The sequence below is a fragment of the Lysinibacillus sp. NPDC058147 genome (assembly GCF_042884205.1).
Classification (GTDB): domain Bacteria; phylum Bacillota; class Bacilli; order Bacillales_A; family Planococcaceae; genus Lysinibacillus.
The window spans coordinates 72,455-90,043 of record NZ_JBHVUJ010000005.1 but is presented as its reverse complement, the minus strand read 5'-3'; the positions used below and the strand labels follow the sequence as shown (position 1 = coordinate 90,043).

Below are 17,589 nucleotides of genomic sequence, written 5' to 3'. Positions count from 1 at the left end.
TACTGGAACAACAGGGGCTACTGGAACAACAGGGGCTACTGGAACAACAGGGGCTACTGGAACAACAGGGGCTACGGGAGCAACAGGGGCTACTGGCGTTACAGGTGCTACTGGCATTACAGGCGCGACTGGCTTTACCGGAATTACTGGGATTACCGGACCTGCATTTACAGAAGGTTTCTCAGCATTTGCTAATGGTTTATCAGTAAGCGCTTCTACTACAATTACTAACTGGAGTGTTGCAGCTCCATATTTCACAACACCGGCATTCAATCCAGTGACCGGAATTTTCACTGTTCCAACAACTGGAAGATACGCTTTTGAAGCTACAATCAACTACTCAACTACTGCAGCAATTTCCGTAAGTTTAGGGGCTGGCATCAATCCATCATTTGCTATTCGCCAAAACGCTACAACAAATTTAATAAGTGGGTTATTCCCTGTATTAAACGTAGCAATACCTGTGGTGTTAACTTTACGCGCTGTCCTTGGTAATGGGACAGTAACATTGGCTGGAGAAGTCGATTTAAATGCAGGTGATACCATTGATTTATTCTACAATGCTAACGGTTTAACGATAGGGCTTACTCTTGGAGGAGCTAACTCTGGCGGTATTGTATGGTCATGTCACCGAATTTCATAGTATTGAGATCTTTACTGGGAAAGTAGAAGCTTACTTTCCCAGTTTTTTAATTTAGACGTACTATGCCCTATCAAATTTCAAAATAAAAAAGTAGTACAAACATTGATCTTCAAGTTTGTACTACTTACTGATAACCATTTATTCCTTAATGATCCCCAAACATTTCCTTTAATGTTTCGTCAGCAATATTTTTACCTTGCTCAACGCATTCAGGTATTGATATTCCTTCGAAGGAACTCCCCGCGAGCTTTACAGTCGGAAAATGTTCATGTAATTCTTGTTTTACACGCTCTACCTTCGCCTCATGTCCTACCGTATACTGTGGCATGGCATTTTTCCAGCGGGAAACGACAGTCATTAACGGTTCTCCATCTACACCAATTGTTTTCATTAAATCCTGTAATACGGTCTTTTCAATTTCTGTATCAGATAACGCTACAATTGCCTCGTCACCCACTCGGCCAATATAGCTGCGTAACAGCACGTAATCATCTGGTGTTGTGCCAGGCCACTTGCGGTTAATCCACGTACAAGAAGTTATTGAAAAATCACTATTTCGGGAGACGAAAAATGATAACGCATCTAGATCACCTAACTGATCTTTTTTAAATGCCATTGTCACAGTAGCAATAGTTGCTGCCTTCATCGTACTCAATTCATTTAATAGCTGGTGTTTACTGAACATTTTTCTGGCCACATTAAATGGTGTAGCAATAATAACAGCATCTGCTTTTAATTGTGTAAAATTGTTTAACACAACTTGGACAGTCCCATCCTTACCATGCTCAATTTCCTCAACTTTAACACCCTTCATAACTGTCCCAGGAAGTAGTGATTCTTCAAGTTTTTCGATAAGTGTCTCAAGACCATTATTAAATGTTTGAAAAATCCCCTTATCTTTTGTATTAAGTTTGTCACTTAAAAAATTCGTACCAGACTTTTTCATCCCAATCAGTAGGCTACGATATTTTTGTTCTAATCCGTAGAGTTCCGGGAATGTTGAGCGCATGCTTAACTGCTCTATATCACCAGCAAATGTTCCTGCAAGTAATGGCTCGACTAGGTTTTCTACGATTTCAGCACCGAATCTTCTTCTAAAAAATTGCCCTAATGGTTGGTCATCATTCTGTGCAGAGCGAGGGATGAAAAAATCCCCCGCCGCACGAACTTTCCCGCTAAGTGAAAACAAACCTGATGTAATAAATGACGAGACATGTGGTGTTGCCCCTGACAAAAGATTGCTCGGGATTGGATACAATTGACTACCAACGGCAACGTAAGTCGGTCCTGTATTGCTTGTAATCATTTCTTGTTCAATGCCTAAATCCTTTGCCAAAGCATATACATAGTTCTCACGATCAAAAAAAGATTCTGGCCCGCGCTCGATAATTAAGCCATCTTTTCTCAGTGTTTGTATTTTTCCGCCAAGACGTAATGACGACTCGACAAGTACGATATCTAACGGCAATTCTTTTGCGCTTGCTTCTTTTTGCAAATAGAACGCAGCTGTGAGGCCGGTAATACCTCCGCCTACAACAACTACCTTTCGTCTTTTCTGAGTCACCAACATCATCACTTTCTTTTCGCTTAGCTTAATTTTTTATGAATGGCATCAACCATTGCATCAATAAATAACGGGTGTGTATTTGGCATTGCTGGACGATAATATTTCGCGCCAAGCTCATCACAAACAACTTTACACTCATAATCGTTATCATATAAAACTTCTAAATGTTCTGTTACAAAGCCAACTGGTGTATAAACGAATGAACGGAAGCCTTTTTGCTCGTAAAGTTCACGCGTTAAGTCCTGAACATCTGGACCGATCCACGGCTCAGGTGTTTGACCTGCTGACTGCCAGCCAACTTCTACATTGTTTACACCTGTCGCTTCTTTAATTAGTCGAGCTGTCTCAATCAATTGATCCTCATATGGATCGCCTAGCTCTTTAATTTTCTCTGGAAGTGAATGTGCAGACACGATTAAACATGCTTTTTCACGTTCTTCATCAGACATTGCATTAAACGTTTCATTCACTTTCATTTTCCAATACTCAATGAATTTTGGTTCATCATACCATGATTCAACAGAAGTAATTGTTAATCGATCTCCAGCTGTTTCTGCTGCACGACCATTATACGACTTAATTGAGAACGTTGAGAAGTGAGGAGCTAATACGATAGAAACCGCTTCTTTAATACCTTCTGCTACCATTCCTTCTACGGCATCTTCAATGAATGGGTGGATATGCTTTAATCCGATAAATAATTTGTATTCCACTTTATCTTGTACTTCATTTAAACGTGCACATAAAGCTTCAGCCTGCGCTTTCGTAGCAGCAGCAAGTGGTGATAAACCACCGATTGCTTCATAACGGCTACGTAAATCTTCTAAATGTTCTTCTGATGGTTTGCGACCGTGGCGAATATGCGTATAGTAAGGTTCGATGTCTTCTTCTTTATAGGGTGTTCCGTATGCCATAACTAATAAGCCTTTAACTTCTTTCATTACCTTTTCACCTCTAAATAATAGTTAAATATATCTTTATTCGTACAGTATGTGACAAAAAGAAGCTGTCCAATTCATTAGGTTGGACAGCACCCTTTCTACGATGAAATCGAGATATCATCGTAGAAAAGAATATGAGAATTTATATCTTGTTCACTTCTATATTAAGAACGTGCTTGGATTTGTTGAGCACTATACTCATGAATAAGAGCTGTTAAACGTTTTAACACTTCTGGGTCTACTTCTGGGAATACACCATGACCTAGGTTAAAAATATGCCCTGGCATTTCTAGGCCTTGATCGATAATATCTTTCGTGCGTTTTTCAATAATTGACCAATCAGCAAGTAATAGTGATGGATCTAAATTGCCTTGTACTGGTTTAGTAATACCGTTTGCACGCGCCTCTTTAATTGGTAAACGCCAATCTAAGCCAACAACATCAACCGGTAAATCATTCCATTCTTTCGCTAAATGACTTGCACCGACACCAAACTGAATAAGTGGCACATTTTCTTTTTTCAGCTCAGCAAAAATACGTGTCATAATTGGTTTAATGAAAACACGATAGTCTTCAACATTTAAAGCACCGACCCAAGAGTCGAATATTTGAATAGCTTTTGCTCCCGCTTCTACTTGAGCAGAAATATCAGAAATAATCATGTCAGCTAATTTGTCCATTAATGCAAACCAAGCTTGAGGCTCCGATACCATAAATGACTTTGTTTTATTATAGTTTCTTGAAGGACCACCTTCAATCATATAGCTTGCAAGAGTAAATGGTGCACCTGCAAAGCCGATTAGAGGTACATTTAGTTGTTCCTCTGCTAACATTTTTATTGTTTCTAAAACGTATGGTGTATGTTCTTTCGCATTGAATTCGCCTAGTTTTTCTATATCAGCGATTGAGCGAATAGGATTTGAAATTACAGGACCTACGCCTGCTTTGATTTTCACATCTACCCCAATACCAGGGAGAGGTGTTACTATATCTTTGTATAAAATTGCCGCATCAACATTGTAATTTTCTACTGGCAATCGTGTTACATATGCACATAACTCAGGTTGAAGTGTTATTTCCTCTAAAGAATACTTTTCTTTAATCGCACGATATTCCGGCTGAGAGCGTCCTGCTTGTCGCATATACCAAACTGGTGTATGTTCCGTTCTTTCTCCTCGTGCAGCACGTAGAAGAGTATCATTAAAAGTTGTCATGAATAATTCCTTCCCCTCAATAAAATTCATATCGTCAAAATTCTCTTGTTTATTCCGTTATTATTGATATCCGTTTTCAATAGTAAACGCTTCCTCTGTTATTGTATAGTTTTCATAGAGAAATGTCATAAAATTGTTCTTTCTAAGGGCTTTCTTTTTTGACAAAGCTATAGACTTTCATTTAAATGGAGATAATCACGCTATATTATGAAAATTCATAAGGAGGTCAATTTTATGTATATTTATTTAACTTCTGGTACAGGTGATTTTTTAGAACAGTTACAGAAAAAATATTCAAATGAGGGAATGATTTTAATACACGGAGAAGGAAACTCTGTGCTTATACATGAGACCGAAAGAAAATCTGTCTTTGCCACACCGCGTAAATTCGAAGTGCTCGATTCAGTAAATGATCTAGAAGAACGTGGCTTCTTTGTATTCAACAATATTCCCGTTACAGATGAAGGTCGACCAGTTTTTGAACATCGCTTTTTAAATCGAGCACGCGCTATTGAAGATGAACCAGGCTTCGTAGCATTCCGACTACTTCGTCCAATAAATAGTGAAACATACATCGTCATGACACAATGGAACGGTCCTCATTCGTTTGAAGCATGGAAAAGCTCAAAGGCCTTTGCATCCGCACATGCTGAACGTAAAGAACCGACAGGTGTGAATCAGCAAAACATTTTCTCAGCTGCTTCCTATGTTACAACGTATAGCGCTTCTCCAAAGGAAGAAAACGAAGATTAGTTAGGGTAGGCAGTTATTTACTGCTCTTCCGCGGGTATTCACTGCCCTCCCGCTGATATCCCCCGCCCTTCCGGAGGCCATTCTCCGGGACGTGCGGAATTTATTACTCTTGCCAAGAATATTCTTTTATAAGAAGCGCTAACCTGCTGTTTTATCCAATTAATGAAACTATTATGTTATTAATAAAAATCTAGGATAATCTGTTTAAGGAGGTTTTACTGTGAACCAACGTCTACTTGAAAAGATTGATGCTCATTTTGATGAAATGGTGGCGATTCGCCGTCATCTACATATGCATCCGGAGCTGAGCTTCCAGGAGCAAGAAACCGCTAACTATATTATTCAATTTTACAAAAATCTGGGCGTACCGCTTGAAGCGAATGTCAGTGGCTACGGTTTAATTGCGCGCATTAAAGGAAGCAAGCCTGGCAAAACGATTGCCTTACGAGCAGACTTTGATGCACTGCCTATACAAGATGAAAAAGATGTACCTTACAAATCAACTGTATCTGGCGTTATGCATGCTTGCGGGCATGATGGTCATACAGCTACTTTGTTAATTGTCGGTAAGCTATTGTGGGAAATGCGCGATGAATTAGCAGGGGAATATGTACTAATTCATCAGCATGCTGAAGAGGCTGATCCAGGCGGAGCAATTGGTATGGTACAGGCTGGAGCTTTGAATGGCGTTGATGCTATTTTTGGTACACATCTATCTTCTAACCATCCAACAGGAATGATTGGCTACCGCGTCGGTCCAACTATGGCTGCTGTTGATAGTTTTGAAATGAAAATTCAAGGTCAAGGCGGTCATGGCGCTCATCCGGATCAAACAAAGGATGCAATCGTTATTGGCTCTCAGCTTGTTATGAATTTACAACAACTTGTCGCACGTCGAGTTGACCCAATCGAATCGGCTGTTTTATCAGTTGGTTCATTCGTAGCATCTAATGCTGACAATATCATTGCCGATACAGCCTATTTAAATGGTACAATTCGAACATTTGATAAATATGTTCGTGAAACGATGGAGCGTGAGTTTAAACGGGTTATCCAAGGTACAGAAATTGCGCATGATTGTACAATTGAACTGGATTATCGTCGTGGCTACCCCGCAGTTGTAAATCATGAGAAAGAAACACTATTTGTGCGTGACATCGCACAGGATATTTGCGATGTTACTGAAATTAAAGCAAGTATGGGGGCTGAAGATTTCTCTTACTACTTAGAGGAAAAACCAGGTACTTTCTTCTTTACTGGAGCCAAACCAGCTGAATATGCACCACATCATCATCCGAAATTCGATATAGATGAAAAAGGCATGCTCATTGCTGCAAAGGTATTATTAACCGCAGCATTAGACTATCAATTTGTGGAATAAAAAACAAAGCTCATTTCTCCAAATCTTTTATCGGAGAAATGAGCTTTTGATTTCATTATCAAGATTTTGAGACCTTAGCCGTCAATTCACTTACAATCAGTATGATAATAAAGGTTACATAAAACATTGGCTGTGTTATACCACATAGACCAACTATAATAGCTTGAGTGATCATCGCAAGACGTACAATTTGATTGACTGCTACCTTGCGTGCTTCATCAGGTAAAGGATACAGCATATCCATGCGGAATTCACCACTTGATAATAAAGCCTGCTTTAATTGAATGGTTGTCGCAAAACTTAATGCACCTGCAACAATCCATGTAACGACTGGGATATCTACAAAGGCTGCAATAACCGCTGAAATCACTGTTAATCGGAGCCATAAATAAAAATGATCATCTGTTCGGACGAATGTACGGAACACCAAGTACTTTTGAGCTTTGTCTTTTTTGTATGGCACAAATTTGTAAAGCCAGTCGAGCCAACCGCGACGACGGATGCTACCACGTAAATGTGGAACGTCTGTGAAATAATTAGCAAAACGATAGAAACTCATCATGCGATTTTGTTCCAGCTTCACAAAATGCTCGTAAGGGACAGGCTCACCTGCACATTTTTTTCTAAATATTATAATATACACACACCCAATTGCAGCAGCAACAATCGCTAAGATAAGCTGCATTTGAAGCCCCATGTACACAGCAACACTAAAGATAACAGCTCGAATTAGCTTGTCTACCCAGATCATTTGACCACGTTCACTATAACGATAGCTAAATTCACCCTGAACACTCAAATACTTCAATATAATAATAAGTAAAAACACTGACCAAATTTCAAATGTTGTTAATTCAGTAACAGCCTTTAGTAAAGGGATGCTAACGATATAAACAATTGCCACAGTCCAAACTTGCGACCAAAACGTCCACGCTAACGCCTTTTTAAAATACTGTGACATTTTTGATTCTAATGGTAATAAATACACTTGGTCTGGCTCTCTCAAAAGTGAAGTTGGACGACTAAATGCAAGTAAAATCCCTACAAACACTGCGATTAATACTTCCGCTGGAAAATCGGGCTGTACAATTTTCAGCCATTCACTATATTGATAGCCCCCTGCTCCGATAAGAAATACTAGTACAATCGCTAGATGTCCTGTAAAAATAAATCGCATATATTTTTGTACTTCACCTATATAGTGCATGAAGCGAGAGGACCATACATCACGCAAGTTCTTCATGGTCGCGCTCCTTTGTCATTGCAATATATAAATCGTCCAATGTCGCATGCGGCATCGTAAATGCGTTGCGTAAATCCTCCATTGTTCCTTGTGCTCGCACACGTCCTTCATGCAATAAAATGATGCGGTCACAATGCTTTTCAGCAGTCGATAAAATGTGCGTAGACATTAATATAGAAGCGCCCTCTTTTTTCTTTTCATCCATTTGATCAAGCAATGATTGAATTCCAAGTGGATCGAGCCCCACAAAAGGTTCATCAATAATGTAAAGGCTTGGGTTGACTAAAAAGGCACACATAATCATAACCTTTTGACGCATCCCCTTTGAGAAATGCGAAGGGAACCAATTAAGTCGCTTTTCCATTCGAAATTCTTTTAATAATATTTGTGAACGAGCTGCAAGTGTTGCTTCATCTAGGCCGTATGCCATCGCGGTTAATTCTAAATGTTCACGTAATGTTAGCTCATCGTATAATACAGGTGTTTCTGGAATATAAGAAAATGCTGTACGATACTTGTCCGTATTTTCCTTTAACGTCACACCATTTAAACGAATGTCTCCTTCTTTTGGAAGCATTGTTCCGATGATATGCTTAATCGTTGTACTTTTACCAGCTCCATTTAAGCCGATTAAGCCAACAAGCTCCCCTTTCTCAATCGTAAATGATAAATCTTTAATAACAGGCTTTCTTGTATAACCACCCGTCACATGTTGTACCTCTAATACCGTCATGCCCTCACTCCTCTTCTCGTTTATATTTTATCAAAAATTAGCAAATGATACAGTTATGAGTATGATAGAATGTACTTACATATAAAATAAGGAGGAATTTTCGAATGAGCGATTGCCTATTTTGCAAAATCATTGATGGATCTATCCCAAGTACAAAAATTTATGAAGACGAGCATGTCTATGCTTTTACTGACATTTCGCCCGTAGCAAAAGGTCACACATTATTAATTCCAAAACATCACTGCAAAGACCTATTCGAAATGCCTGAAGAAGTGGCTCGTAATTTATATGCAGTAGCACCGAAAATTGCAAATGCTATTAAGGCTGCTTTTAATCCAATTGGAATGAATACCATTAATAATAATGGTGCTGCAGCTGGACAAACTGTTTTCCACTACCACTTACATTTTATTCCGCGTTTTGATGAAAAAGAAGGTTTGGGCTTAATTTGGCAAACACAAAAATATTCACAAGAGCAATTAACTGAAGTTGCGGAAAGCATTAAAGCTAACCTTTAACACATTGTACACTTGAATTATCAGAATAGTGTATTGCAATTTTAAAATTTTTAGCGTAAAATCACAAATAAGTTTCGCTTACGGTCATGAGGACACGTTAGGAGACAAAAAGATTAGCATAGTCGAGGAGAGATTAGAAATGAATACAAAGAATTTAGTATTAATGGCCCTTTTAGTCGGTGTTGGTGCTACCCTTTATGTGGTCACACCAGGTATGGTAAACGGCATGAAACCTGATTTCATGCTAACAATGATGTTTATTGGCATTTTATTGTTCCCAACTGTTAAAGAAACGTTCTTACTTTCTTTAGCAACCGGTGTACTATCAGGATTGTTTACAACGTTTCCAGCCGGACTTGTTCCAAATATTATCGATAAAGCAGTTACAGGCTTTGTCTTTTTAGCTATATTAATTGTGCTAAAAAAATTGGCAAGCAATTTTATAGTATCTGCTAGCTTAGTTGGTTTAGGAACAATTTTATCTGGAACTGTCTTTTTAGCAGTGGCACTTTTTGTATTCAATGCAAATGTTGGTGCAACATTCGCTGTTCTGTTTGTAGGCGTTGTATTACCTGCTGTAGCATTTAATGTTATTGCTTTTGTAATTATTTATCCGATAGTTGCAAAATTAGTGAAGCGTTCTAAATTCCAAACAGCTATCTCACTTTAATAAACGGTGCATAAGTCTAGACAATGTACCTTCATCTACAAAGGAAACTAAACCGTGATTCAATATCACTCGTTTAGTTTCCTTTTTCTTTTTGTATTTGTGCATTTCATGGTTTAATAGTAGGTAATACATGATAATTACAGAAATGAGGTATTCGATATGAAAGCAAAACCATTTTTAATTGGACTGACAGCTGGGATCGTAGGCGGTACAATCGCTGTACTTTTTTCAACTCCTCAATCAGGACAACAATTACGTGCTAATTTGCGATCAAATGCTGAAAGCACAAAGGACAAACTATTAGATGTAAAGCAGCAAGTAGGTACAGTTAAACAATCCGTTAATTCACTTTCAAATGAAATAAAAAATAATATACCACTAATAATAAATGATTTAAAACAAACTATTACTACATTCACTGAAGAAATCGAGCCATCAAAAAACAACTTACAACAAGAAATAGAAGCATTACAGAATTCAATAAGCGAAATCGAGAAAAACGTTGCACAATTTACAGAAAAAAAGAAAAAACCGCTAGAAAAAATCAGCGACTAAAGTCCTTATATACTAATGTGAAATCTATATCTTTATTATTTTTAATATTAATAATATTATTTTTTAACCACTTTTCAATTTTTTAATTTTTCTAACTTTAAACTTTTTTCCTTTATTGCTATAATATTTTTAAAATGTTAAAGAAAGCAGTAGGTGATGGCTTTGTCAGAGGACTTATACACTCAAAAAGAAGCGATGCTTTATAGTCAAAGAATTGCGCAATTATCAAAAGCCTTATGGAAAGCAGTTGAAAAAGATTGGCAGCAATGGATTAAACCCTACGATTTAAATATTAATGAACATCATATTTTATGGATTTCGTATCATTTAAAAGGGGCTTCTATTTCTGATGTGGCAAAGTTTGGGGTTATGCACGTTTCCACAGCATTTAATTTTTCAAAGAAATTAGAAGAGCGTGGATTCCTTAAGTTTTCAAAGCGAGATGACGATAAGCGTAATACGTACGTTGAGTTAACCGAAACAGGTACAGAACTTATTGTTGAAATGAATAGCAATTATCATAATACGTATCATTCTGTGCTAGAAGGCTCACTAGCTTTAAAAGACCTATACGGTCGCTTCCCAGAATTTTTAGATGTTATGGCTGTTATTCGCAATATTTATGGAGAGGACTTCATCGACATTTTTGAGCGTTCCTTCCAGCACTTCCGTGATTCCTTTGACACGATTGAAGAACGTTCAACTGTAAAAGGATGAAGGTGTAACTATTAGGCTTTAATGGCAGTAGTAGTTTATAAAATCATGCTAAAAGAGGTACTTCAGAAATTTTTCTGAGATACCTCCTTTTTCTTGCATTCTAACATAAATCAATTTACATTAAATAGGACCATTCATATTACGGAGTTGATAATCATGCATTGTTGGAAAATATTAAATCTTGAACATCATTACGGTACAACACGTATTATGATTATGTCCATATTTGTGTTTTTTACAGTCTTTTCACTTTCCTATGTGACATTTAATTTATTTAATGACGAGCACTATACTGATCAATTATTTTGGCTATTTGTTATTGCTATATTTGCAATCTATCCAATCCATAAATGCTTACACTTTCTAGCATTGTATGATTTACGTCAACATTTAAAATTGCGTGTACGTTCTCAATTTTATGTTATTCCGGTTCTACATATGCGTATCCGAGAACCTTTATCGAAAAATCGTTATATTTTAGCTTTACTCACACCATTTATTGTTTTAAATACAAGCATTTTAGTAGGTACACTGCTATTCCCTGCGTATACCCATTATGGCACATTACTTTTAGCTTACCATTGCAGTCTATGTGTAATTGATATTCTATATGTTAAATATTTATTGAATTCACCTAAAGACTCCCAGATTGAGGAGACACCTAAAGGCTATGAAATTTTAGTGCCGCCTACTGTTCACTAAATTGCTTGTACTTGTGTTTTATTGACGTTTTTTGTTATGCTATTAATACTGAAAGAGGGGAGGAATAGACTTGCTATTAATGATTGTAGTTCTATTCTCGGTATTCTATTTATTTCAAATAAACCGCATGACTTATGCGCTGTGCATGCGACGTGAAATTCCCGAAGAAAAGCAACCAAAAGTATTCCGAACTATAAATATACTTATTACAATATTACTTGTCTCATTTTATATTGAAGTTTTATATGCAGTATAGTAGATCAATTATGCCTCGGCATAATTGCATCCGGAATCGGCTTTGTGCTTAGGCCTGCACGATGCAGGTCAATTAGCCGTTATCGCATGGATGCGATGGTTTTAGGCTAATATCCCCTAAGAACTCCTTTCCGATTCCGTGACATCCGCCGGAGGCTTTAGGCCAACACGAAGTTGGTCACTCAGTCATTGCCACAGGACGTGGCGTTCTTAGACTGTGTTCCTCTATTTCAGCGGATGTTTGGACACCTTTTGAAAAGTAACTTAAATCCGCATTCATCTCACTACCAATAAAGGTGGAAGATTTCTGCTGAAAGAAGTTAAAAAGAAAAAGAGCATCCGCCTGCGCTTGTGCGGATGCCCACATTGTAAAAAAAGCTAAGGACGTTAAACCCTTAGCTTTTCGTCATTTTTATTAATTAGTATAGGAACGCTGCACCAACGATAATTAATAAAATAAACAACACAACTAATAAAGCAAAGCCTGAGCCGTAGCCACCGCCACCATATCCTCCGCTGCTCATAACTTCACCCCCTTTCTTTTATATATCCTATGCGCTTGAAAATTTGAAATATAGGCTATACTCAAGGGGGGAACCATTTTGTTTTTAAAACGTTTATGTTATAGTAAAAAATGGACGAAACCATTGTAAGGAGAGAATATCCACTATGAAAAAGACAGTTTTATCTTTAACATTAGCTGCTTCGGTACTAGCGCTTGGTGCTTGTAGCGGAGGGGACAACAAAACGATTGCAACTTCAAAAGTGGGCGACATTACAGTTGCTGACTTTAACAAAACTTCAAAATCTTTAGCAGGTTCTAAGATACTTGAACAAATGCTGACTGAAAAAGTATTAGCAGACAAATATAAAGTATCAGATAAAGAAATCAAAGAAGCATATGACGCAACTGCTTCACAATTCGGTGATAACTTTGCCCAAGCACTTGCTGAGAACGGCTTAACAGAGCAAGGCTATAAAGATGCTTTACGTGTTCAGCTACTTTCTGAAAAAGCTTTAAAAGATAAAGCTTTTAAAGAAGCAGATGTAAAAAAACATTATGAGCAAATGAAAACTGAGTTAAACGCTCGTCATATTTTAGTAGCCGATGAGAAAACAGCTAAAGAAGTAATTGCCAAAATTAAAGGCGGCGCTAAATTTGCAGATGTAGCAAAAGAATACTCGACTGATACTAGCTCTGCTGAAAAAGGTGGAGAACTTGGTTGGTTCTCAGTTGGTGCAATGGTACCCGAATTTAATGATGCTGCTTATGCACTTCCTGTAAAAACTTTAAGTGAACCAGTGAAAACAAGCTACGGTTACCACGTTATTGAAGTTACGGACAAGCGTGATGTAAAAGGTGTTGGCTCATTCAAGGACGAAGAAGCAAACATCCGTTCACAAATGCTATCTAATTTAGCAAACACAGGTCAAGATCAACAAGTTCTTAAAGATATCATTGCAAAAATGGCTAAAGATGCTGATATAAAAACATCTGATAAAGAATTAGAACCTGCTATCAAGGCTCTTACAACAACAAGTGAAGAGCAAGCTAAAGCTCAAGAAGAAGAAGCTAAAAAAGCTGAAGAAAAAGCTAATAAAGAAAGTAAAGACAACGAATCTAAAGATACTGAAAAGAAATAATCTAAATAGTTGTTATTTTTACTATATGAAAAAGGGTTACGCTTATACAGGCGTAGCCCTTTTTTTATACTATCGCTTTGAAATAAAATTGATTAAAGTATATTGAAAACATGTATTTAAGGTAAATGAAGAGGAATCATTTTGAATTAAGTTCAATCAAAATGATTCCTCTTTCTTTTTAAAATGCTATTTCATCTTTTGATTTAAGAAATAAAGCCTACACCTTTTACTGAATAGTCGGCTTATAAAACGATCGATTATCAAGTGGGAATAGTCGCTCAGTAAATTCACCTGGAGCAGTTTTGCCTAATGCTCGTGTTAGCATATTCATCTTTGCATCAATATTATCAATATAATGCAAGATTTCCGCTTCTTGAATCATCGGTTTTTTCGGGCTGCCCCATTCTTCTTTACCGTGATGAGATAGGACCATATGTTGCAATAGCATGACTTCCTCGCCCTCGATTTCTAGTTCACTAGCAATTTTGGCAATTTCATTGACCATAATAGTAATATGCCCAAGTAAATTCCCTTCAACGGTATACATTGTTGCAACAGGCCCTGATAGCTCAACAACCTTGCCGATATCATGCAAAATAATCCCTGCATATAACAGATCTCGATTTAATGTAGGATATAAATCAGCAATTGCTTTTCCTAGTTTCAACATGGACACCATATGATCCAGTAGACCAGACGCATAATCATGATGATTTTTCGTTGCAGCTGGATATACTAATATAGCATCCTGATGTTTCTTAATAGCTGCACGTGTAATTCGTGATATATTTGGATTTTTAATATCAAAGAAAAATTGCGTCAATTCTTCATATAATTCTTCTTTTGGAGTTGCTGAGGAAGGAACTAAATCATTAATAGCAATTCCCTCCTCTGGTTTTGCTACACGGATTGATTTTATACGCAGTTGGTTTTTGCCACGGTAGTCATGAATTTCTCCACCTACACGGACAATTGCCTCAGCGTGATACATTTTTTCATGATCATCATTTGTATCCCATAGCTTTGCCTCAATATCTCCACTTTTATCTTGTAATAACAGTGACATAAATGGCTTTCCAACTGTGGTAACCCCTTTTGTCGCCTGTTTAATTAATAAAAATTGATCAACTGATTCTCCTACCTGGAGCGTCGTAATACCCTTCATGTTGACGCCACTCCCCTTTCATTTGCTAGTGCTCCTACATCGACAATTTGATCTTTCTGCCAATGTTTGAGCATCCCGTCATGGCAAGTAAAATATAAAATTTGACGTTCATATCCTACTTCTTTCATTAATTGTACCATTTTGTCTGTACGGTTTCGATCAAAATGGACAAAAGGATCGTCCATAATAAATGGAAATGGGGCAGAAGTTGTAAGCGTTTTTGCTAGTGCCATGCGCAACGAAATATAAGCTTGCTCCTTTGTCGCCTGTGATAATTCCGCCATTTGATAACGTATTCCAGAAGCATCCTGTGTAATAAAATAGCCTTCATCATTAATTAAAAGCTTATCGTAACGTCCACCAGTTAACAAATTAAATATTGCATTAACCTCTGTCAAAACATATGGTAGTTTTTCTTCTCTTAGGCGGAACAATGTTTCATGAATCGCAGTAGCAACTGCCTTTTTTGTAGCCCATTGCCCTATGAGCTGTTGCAACACTGATTTTTCTTCTTCAAACTGTTGAAGCAACTGACCATATTTCTCGTCATTTAGAAGATTCTCCTTTTGGATTTGTAGTGTTGCGCGTTGTTCTAAGCATTGATCTATCGCAACCTGTATCGCGCCCCGTTCTTCTTCTAAAGTAAGTAGTTTTTCATTAAGCTGTTCCTCATTTATTAATGACTGTTCGTTGTCTACATTCAGCGAGGCTAGCTGACTTTGAATAGCTTGAAGTTCTGTTTTTACTTTTTGTTGTAGCTCAAATTGTTCATGAGTTTCATAATAAACCTTCTCTGATTGAACATTCGCGGCATTAAATAATTGAGTAATTTCAGACTCATAGCTGTCTATATATGATTGCACGCCTTGAATTTTGGTCTGAAGGTTAGTCAACTGCTCTTTTGCTTGTTGGGATACCTGTTGCTCCTGCTGTAAAGTAAGAAATGTATTACGTAAATGCATAAAGATTTCTTGTTCACTATACTCTGTCTTTAAGATTCGCTGTGCTTGTTCTAGGAGGTCGATTTTCTCCGCTTGTACCGTTTGTAGAAGAGTAAATGTACTCTTCTTTTTGGCTGCCAATTCTTGAGCACCTCGAATGCGCATAAACAGCTCTGGTAATAATGTTTTCGGTATATTCCCCTCTAGTCGATAGTGTCCTAAAAAATGCTGAAGCGACTGAGTGACCTCTTCATTCACCTGCTCAGCACGCTGAATTTTATGTTCAAGTTTCACATATTGACGTTCTTTTTCTTGCTGTTGCTCATTTACATGTAACCAGCGATCTTCTAGTTTTTGTTTTTTTAGTAGGATGGCTTGAGCAATATTTTCCTCTTGCTCTAACTCACGTAATTGCTGACTTTGCTGTTTACTCGGCGCTTCAGGGGCTTGTCTAGCAAATTTTAAATATAAAATTATGATCAGTGACATAACCGCTCCTACAACGATTACAGCTATATTTTTTTCCATAACACCATAGATAAACGAAAGTACACTTATGGCTAACACCATAAATATAAAGACACTTGGTTGTTGTTGTTTTAAACGTTGTGACCGTCCATAACGCAATTGTTCGAGCTTTCGCTTACGCTGAGGCCACTCTGCTAAAATATGTTCTTCTTCTGTAGATAATGACTCCTGTTGAAGCTGTTGTTTCAATTGAGCGATTGTATCTAGTTCTACATGTAGTTGCTCCAACGAACGCAAATGAAATTTCAGCTCTTCCTCTGCTTCCTCTAATTGGCTTAATTGTTGTTGGAATTGTTCCTCTTGCTGTAATGATACTGTTTCTTCAAGCAAAATATCTTGCGCTGTTTTTTCCTGAACACCTAATAAACGAAACTGCGTTTCTATTTCTTGCTCGATTAAATACAGCTCATCCATTAAGTTCTGTTCCTTTACAACTAACTGATTCCATGTTGCTTCCTTATTCACAAGACGCGACATTTCAGTAATAGTTTGCTCGTCCATTGTTAATTGTAGCTTATGTTGGAGTGCTTGATACTGCTCCTTCAACTGCTCCATTTGCAGTGTTTCATGCATAAGCCGATCCTTTAATTGCTCATAACGTCGAATCCCTTCTGGTGGAAACTGCACATGTTCGTAGCTTTTTTGCGTCTGTTCGAAAGCCCTTTGCTGTTTTATAAGTGGCATAGCCTGCTGAAGTATTGTGAGCTGCTGCCAATTTTGCTGCTGTGTTTTTTGCTGACTATATAACTCATCTAACTTTTGATCAAGCTGTTGTAATTGTAATAATTTATCCTCAAAGGTCTGAATATTACCTTGCTCTTGTTTAATTGTGCGTTCTAGCCTTTTTAAATGCTCCAATTTTTGATTAATGAGTGGCACTTTGCCTGCTTTTTTAAAAAGCTCACTAGCATCTTTGTCCAATTTCTTTTCTACAGTCGATAGTTGTTGAATCCCTGTTGTCCCAGAGGCAAGCAGCAGATGTGTTAGCTCTTCCTCTGACATTTTCTCAATGCCCTGTAGCTCATGTAATGAAAAGGAGAAAATTGACTCAAAGGAGGCTTTTGAATAACCATATAATAGTTTTGCTAAAAGCTCCTCATGCCCAATTGTTCCGTCTTCTAGATAAACTATGACATCTCCAGCTGCCTTCCCTTTAATACGTTCTATCGTGCATTGCCCATACGTTGGATGCCAAATCGTAAGCTGACCACCGAACTTAGTCGATACTTTCGGCTCATATTTACGTTGTGTCTGCTGCCTCGTAGGAAATCCGAAAAGCATTTGTAAAATAAATTGTTGAATGGTCGTTTTACCCGCTTCATTCATACCATAAAAAATGGTAACACCTTCATGTAATGTAATAGTGATATTTTCATGCTTGCCAAAGCCATAAATTTGGATTTTTTGTATCGTTAGCAC

General features: G+C 37.6%; 17 protein-coding genes and 1 pseudogene. 10 read left to right on the top strand and 8 right to left on the bottom strand.

What is annotated here, in order from left to right:
* Positions 1-643: pseudogene (locus tag ACFVT8_RS15890) on the top strand (collagen-like protein); the annotation flags it as partial.
* Positions 644-788: 145 nt separating this feature from the next.
* Here the strand turns inward: ACFVT8_RS15890 and hemY are convergent.
* From hemY to hemE, 3 genes are all read right to left on the bottom strand, one after another.
* On the bottom strand, positions 789-2,216 hold the full coding sequence (gene hemY, locus ACFVT8_RS15885; protein WP_387083703.1) for a protoporphyrinogen oxidase: 1,428 nt from the start codon (positions 2,214-2,216) through the stop codon (positions 789-791).
* Between the two features lie 14 nt (positions 2,217-2,230).
* Positions 2,231-3,151: a ferrochelatase gene (gene hemH / locus ACFVT8_RS15880; protein WP_387083469.1), complete on the bottom strand. Its 921-nt coding sequence runs from the start codon at positions 3,149-3,151 to the stop codon at positions 2,231-2,233.
* A 164-nt stretch (positions 3,152-3,315) separates the two neighbouring features.
* Positions 3,316-4,365: a uroporphyrinogen decarboxylase gene (gene hemE, locus ACFVT8_RS15875; protein ID WP_387083468.1), complete on the bottom strand. Its 1,050-nt coding sequence runs from the start codon at positions 4,363-4,365 to the stop codon at positions 3,316-3,318.
* Positions 4,366-4,599: 234 nt separating this feature from the next.
* On the opposite strand from hemE, the gene ACFVT8_RS15870 reads away from it, so the two are divergent.
* A complete protein-coding gene (locus ACFVT8_RS15870) occupies positions 4,600-5,118 on the top strand; it encodes an antibiotic biosynthesis monooxygenase family protein (RefSeq protein ID WP_387083467.1) in 519 nt (172 codons plus the stop codon).
* 220 nt (positions 5,119-5,338) lie between these two features.
* On the top strand, positions 5,339-6,499 hold the full coding sequence (locus ACFVT8_RS15865; RefSeq protein ID WP_387083466.1) for an amidohydrolase: 1,161 nt from the start codon (positions 5,339-5,341) through the stop codon (positions 6,497-6,499).
* A gap of 58 nt (positions 6,500-6,557) precedes the next feature.
* Here ACFVT8_RS15865 and ACFVT8_RS15860 read toward each other — a convergent pair whose 3' ends face one another.
* Together ACFVT8_RS15860 and ACFVT8_RS15855 are read right to left on the bottom strand one after the other, a co-directional pair.
* A complete protein-coding gene (locus ACFVT8_RS15860; RefSeq protein ID WP_387083465.1) occupies positions 6,558-7,742 on the bottom strand; it encodes an ABC transporter permease in 1,185 nt (394 codons plus the stop codon).
* Positions 7,726-8,475, bottom strand: coding sequence for an ABC transporter ATP-binding protein (locus tag ACFVT8_RS15855; RefSeq protein ID WP_387083464.1), 750 nt, complete (start codon positions 8,473-8,475; stop codon positions 7,726-7,728). The genes ACFVT8_RS15860 and ACFVT8_RS15855 overlap by 17 nt, the downstream gene beginning before the upstream one ends.
* A 104-nt stretch (positions 8,476-8,579) precedes the next feature.
* Here ACFVT8_RS15855 and ACFVT8_RS15850 point away from each other — a divergent pair, with 104 nt between their 5' ends.
* From ACFVT8_RS15850 to ACFVT8_RS15825, 6 genes are all read left to right on the top strand, one after another.
* Complete coding sequence (locus ACFVT8_RS15850) at positions 8,580-8,993, top strand: HIT family protein (RefSeq protein WP_387083463.1); 414 nt, start codon at positions 8,580-8,582, stop codon at positions 8,991-8,993.
* Between the two features lie 139 nt (positions 8,994-9,132).
* Positions 9,133-9,663: a tryptophan transporter gene (locus ACFVT8_RS15845; protein ID WP_387083462.1), complete on the top strand. Its 531-nt coding sequence runs from the start codon at positions 9,133-9,135 to the stop codon at positions 9,661-9,663.
* 159 nt (positions 9,664-9,822) lie between these two features.
* A complete protein-coding gene (locus tag ACFVT8_RS15840; RefSeq protein ID WP_387083461.1) occupies positions 9,823-10,218 on the top strand; it encodes a YtxH domain-containing protein in 396 nt (131 codons plus the stop codon).
* Positions 10,219-10,374: 156 nt separating this feature from the next.
* Positions 10,375-10,935 carry an HTH-type transcriptional regulator Hpr gene (locus ACFVT8_RS15835; RefSeq protein ID WP_387083702.1) on the top strand — a complete coding sequence of 187 codons (561 nt, stop codon included), beginning with the start codon at positions 10,375-10,377 and terminating at the stop codon, positions 10,933-10,935.
* A 156-nt stretch (positions 10,936-11,091) separates the two neighbouring features.
* Positions 11,092-11,637: a DUF3267 domain-containing protein gene (locus ACFVT8_RS15830; RefSeq protein ID WP_387083460.1), complete on the top strand. Its 546-nt coding sequence runs from the start codon at positions 11,092-11,094 to the stop codon at positions 11,635-11,637.
* 70 nt (positions 11,638-11,707) lie between these two features.
* Positions 11,708-11,893 (top strand): hypothetical protein, encoded by a 186-nt coding sequence (locus tag ACFVT8_RS15825; protein ID WP_049668928.1) that lies wholly within the window; start codon positions 11,708-11,710, stop codon positions 11,891-11,893.
* A gap of 418 nt (positions 11,894-12,311) precedes the next feature.
* Here the strand turns inward: ACFVT8_RS15825 and ACFVT8_RS15820 are convergent, their stop codons facing one another.
* Positions 12,312-12,416 carry a YjcZ family sporulation protein gene (locus ACFVT8_RS15820; RefSeq protein ID WP_082337661.1) on the bottom strand — a complete coding sequence of 35 codons (105 nt, stop codon included), beginning with the start codon at positions 12,414-12,416 and terminating at the stop codon, positions 12,312-12,314.
* Between the two features lie 145 nt (positions 12,417-12,561).
* On the opposite strand from ACFVT8_RS15820, the gene ACFVT8_RS15815 reads away from it, so the two are divergent.
* Entirely contained in the window at positions 12,562-13,536 is a 975-nt protein-coding gene (locus ACFVT8_RS15815) for a peptidylprolyl isomerase (RefSeq protein WP_387083459.1), read from the top strand.
* 226 nt (positions 13,537-13,762) lie between these two features.
* On the opposite strand, the gene yhaM is transcribed toward ACFVT8_RS15815, so the two are convergent.
* A complete protein-coding gene (gene yhaM / locus ACFVT8_RS15810) occupies positions 13,763-14,701 on the bottom strand; it encodes a 3'-5' exoribonuclease YhaM (RefSeq protein ID WP_387083458.1) in 939 nt (312 codons plus the stop codon).
* A complete protein-coding gene (locus tag ACFVT8_RS15805) occupies positions 14,698-17,589 on the bottom strand; it encodes an ATP-binding protein (RefSeq protein ID WP_387083457.1) in 2,892 nt (963 codons plus the stop codon). Before ACFVT8_RS15805 ends, yhaM begins: the two co-directional genes overlap by 4 nt.

Bases quoted from the DNA above. Each gene is read 5' to 3' on its own strand.
- hemY (WP_387083703.1), bottom strand. From the start codon at position 2,216: ATGATGTTGGTGACTCAGAAAAGACGAAAGGTAGTTGTTGTAGGCGGA.
- hemH (WP_387083469.1), bottom strand. From the start codon at position 3,151: ATGAAAGAAGTTAAAGGCTTATTAGTTATGGCATACGGAACACCCTAT.
- hemE (WP_387083468.1), bottom strand. From the start codon at position 4,365: ATGACAACTTTTAATGATACTCTTCTACGTGCTGCACGAGGAGAAAGA.
- ACFVT8_RS15870 (WP_387083467.1), top strand. From the start codon at position 4,600: ATGTATATTTATTTAACTTCTGGTACAGGTGATTTTTTAGAACAGTTA.
- ACFVT8_RS15860 (WP_387083465.1), bottom strand. From the start codon at position 7,742: ATGAAGAACTTGCGTGATGTATGGTCCTCTCGCTTCATGCACTATATA.
- ACFVT8_RS15855 (WP_387083464.1), bottom strand. From the start codon at position 8,475: ATGACGGTATTAGAGGTACAACATGTGACGGGTGGTTATACAAGAAAG.
- ACFVT8_RS15850 (WP_387083463.1), top strand. From the start codon at position 8,580: ATGAGCGATTGCCTATTTTGCAAAATCATTGATGGATCTATCCCAAGT.
- ACFVT8_RS15845 (WP_387083462.1), top strand. From the start codon at position 9,133: ATGAATACAAAGAATTTAGTATTAATGGCCCTTTTAGTCGGTGTTGGT.
- ACFVT8_RS15840 (WP_387083461.1), top strand. From the start codon at position 9,823: ATGAAAGCAAAACCATTTTTAATTGGACTGACAGCTGGGATCGTAGGC.
- ACFVT8_RS15835 (WP_387083702.1), top strand. From the start codon at position 10,375: ATGGCTTTGTCAGAGGACTTATACACTCAAAAAGAAGCGATGCTTTAT.
- ACFVT8_RS15830 (WP_387083460.1), top strand. From the start codon at position 11,092: ATGCATTGTTGGAAAATATTAAATCTTGAACATCATTACGGTACAACA.
- ACFVT8_RS15820 (WP_082337661.1), bottom strand. From the start codon at position 12,416: ATGAGCAGCGGAGGATATGGTGGCGGTGGCTACGGCTCAGGCTTTGCT.
- ACFVT8_RS15815 (WP_387083459.1), top strand. From the start codon at position 12,562: ATGAAAAAGACAGTTTTATCTTTAACATTAGCTGCTTCGGTACTAGCG.
- yhaM (WP_387083458.1), bottom strand. From the start codon at position 14,701: ATGAAGGGTATTACGACGCTCCAGGTAGGAGAATCAGTTGATCAATTT.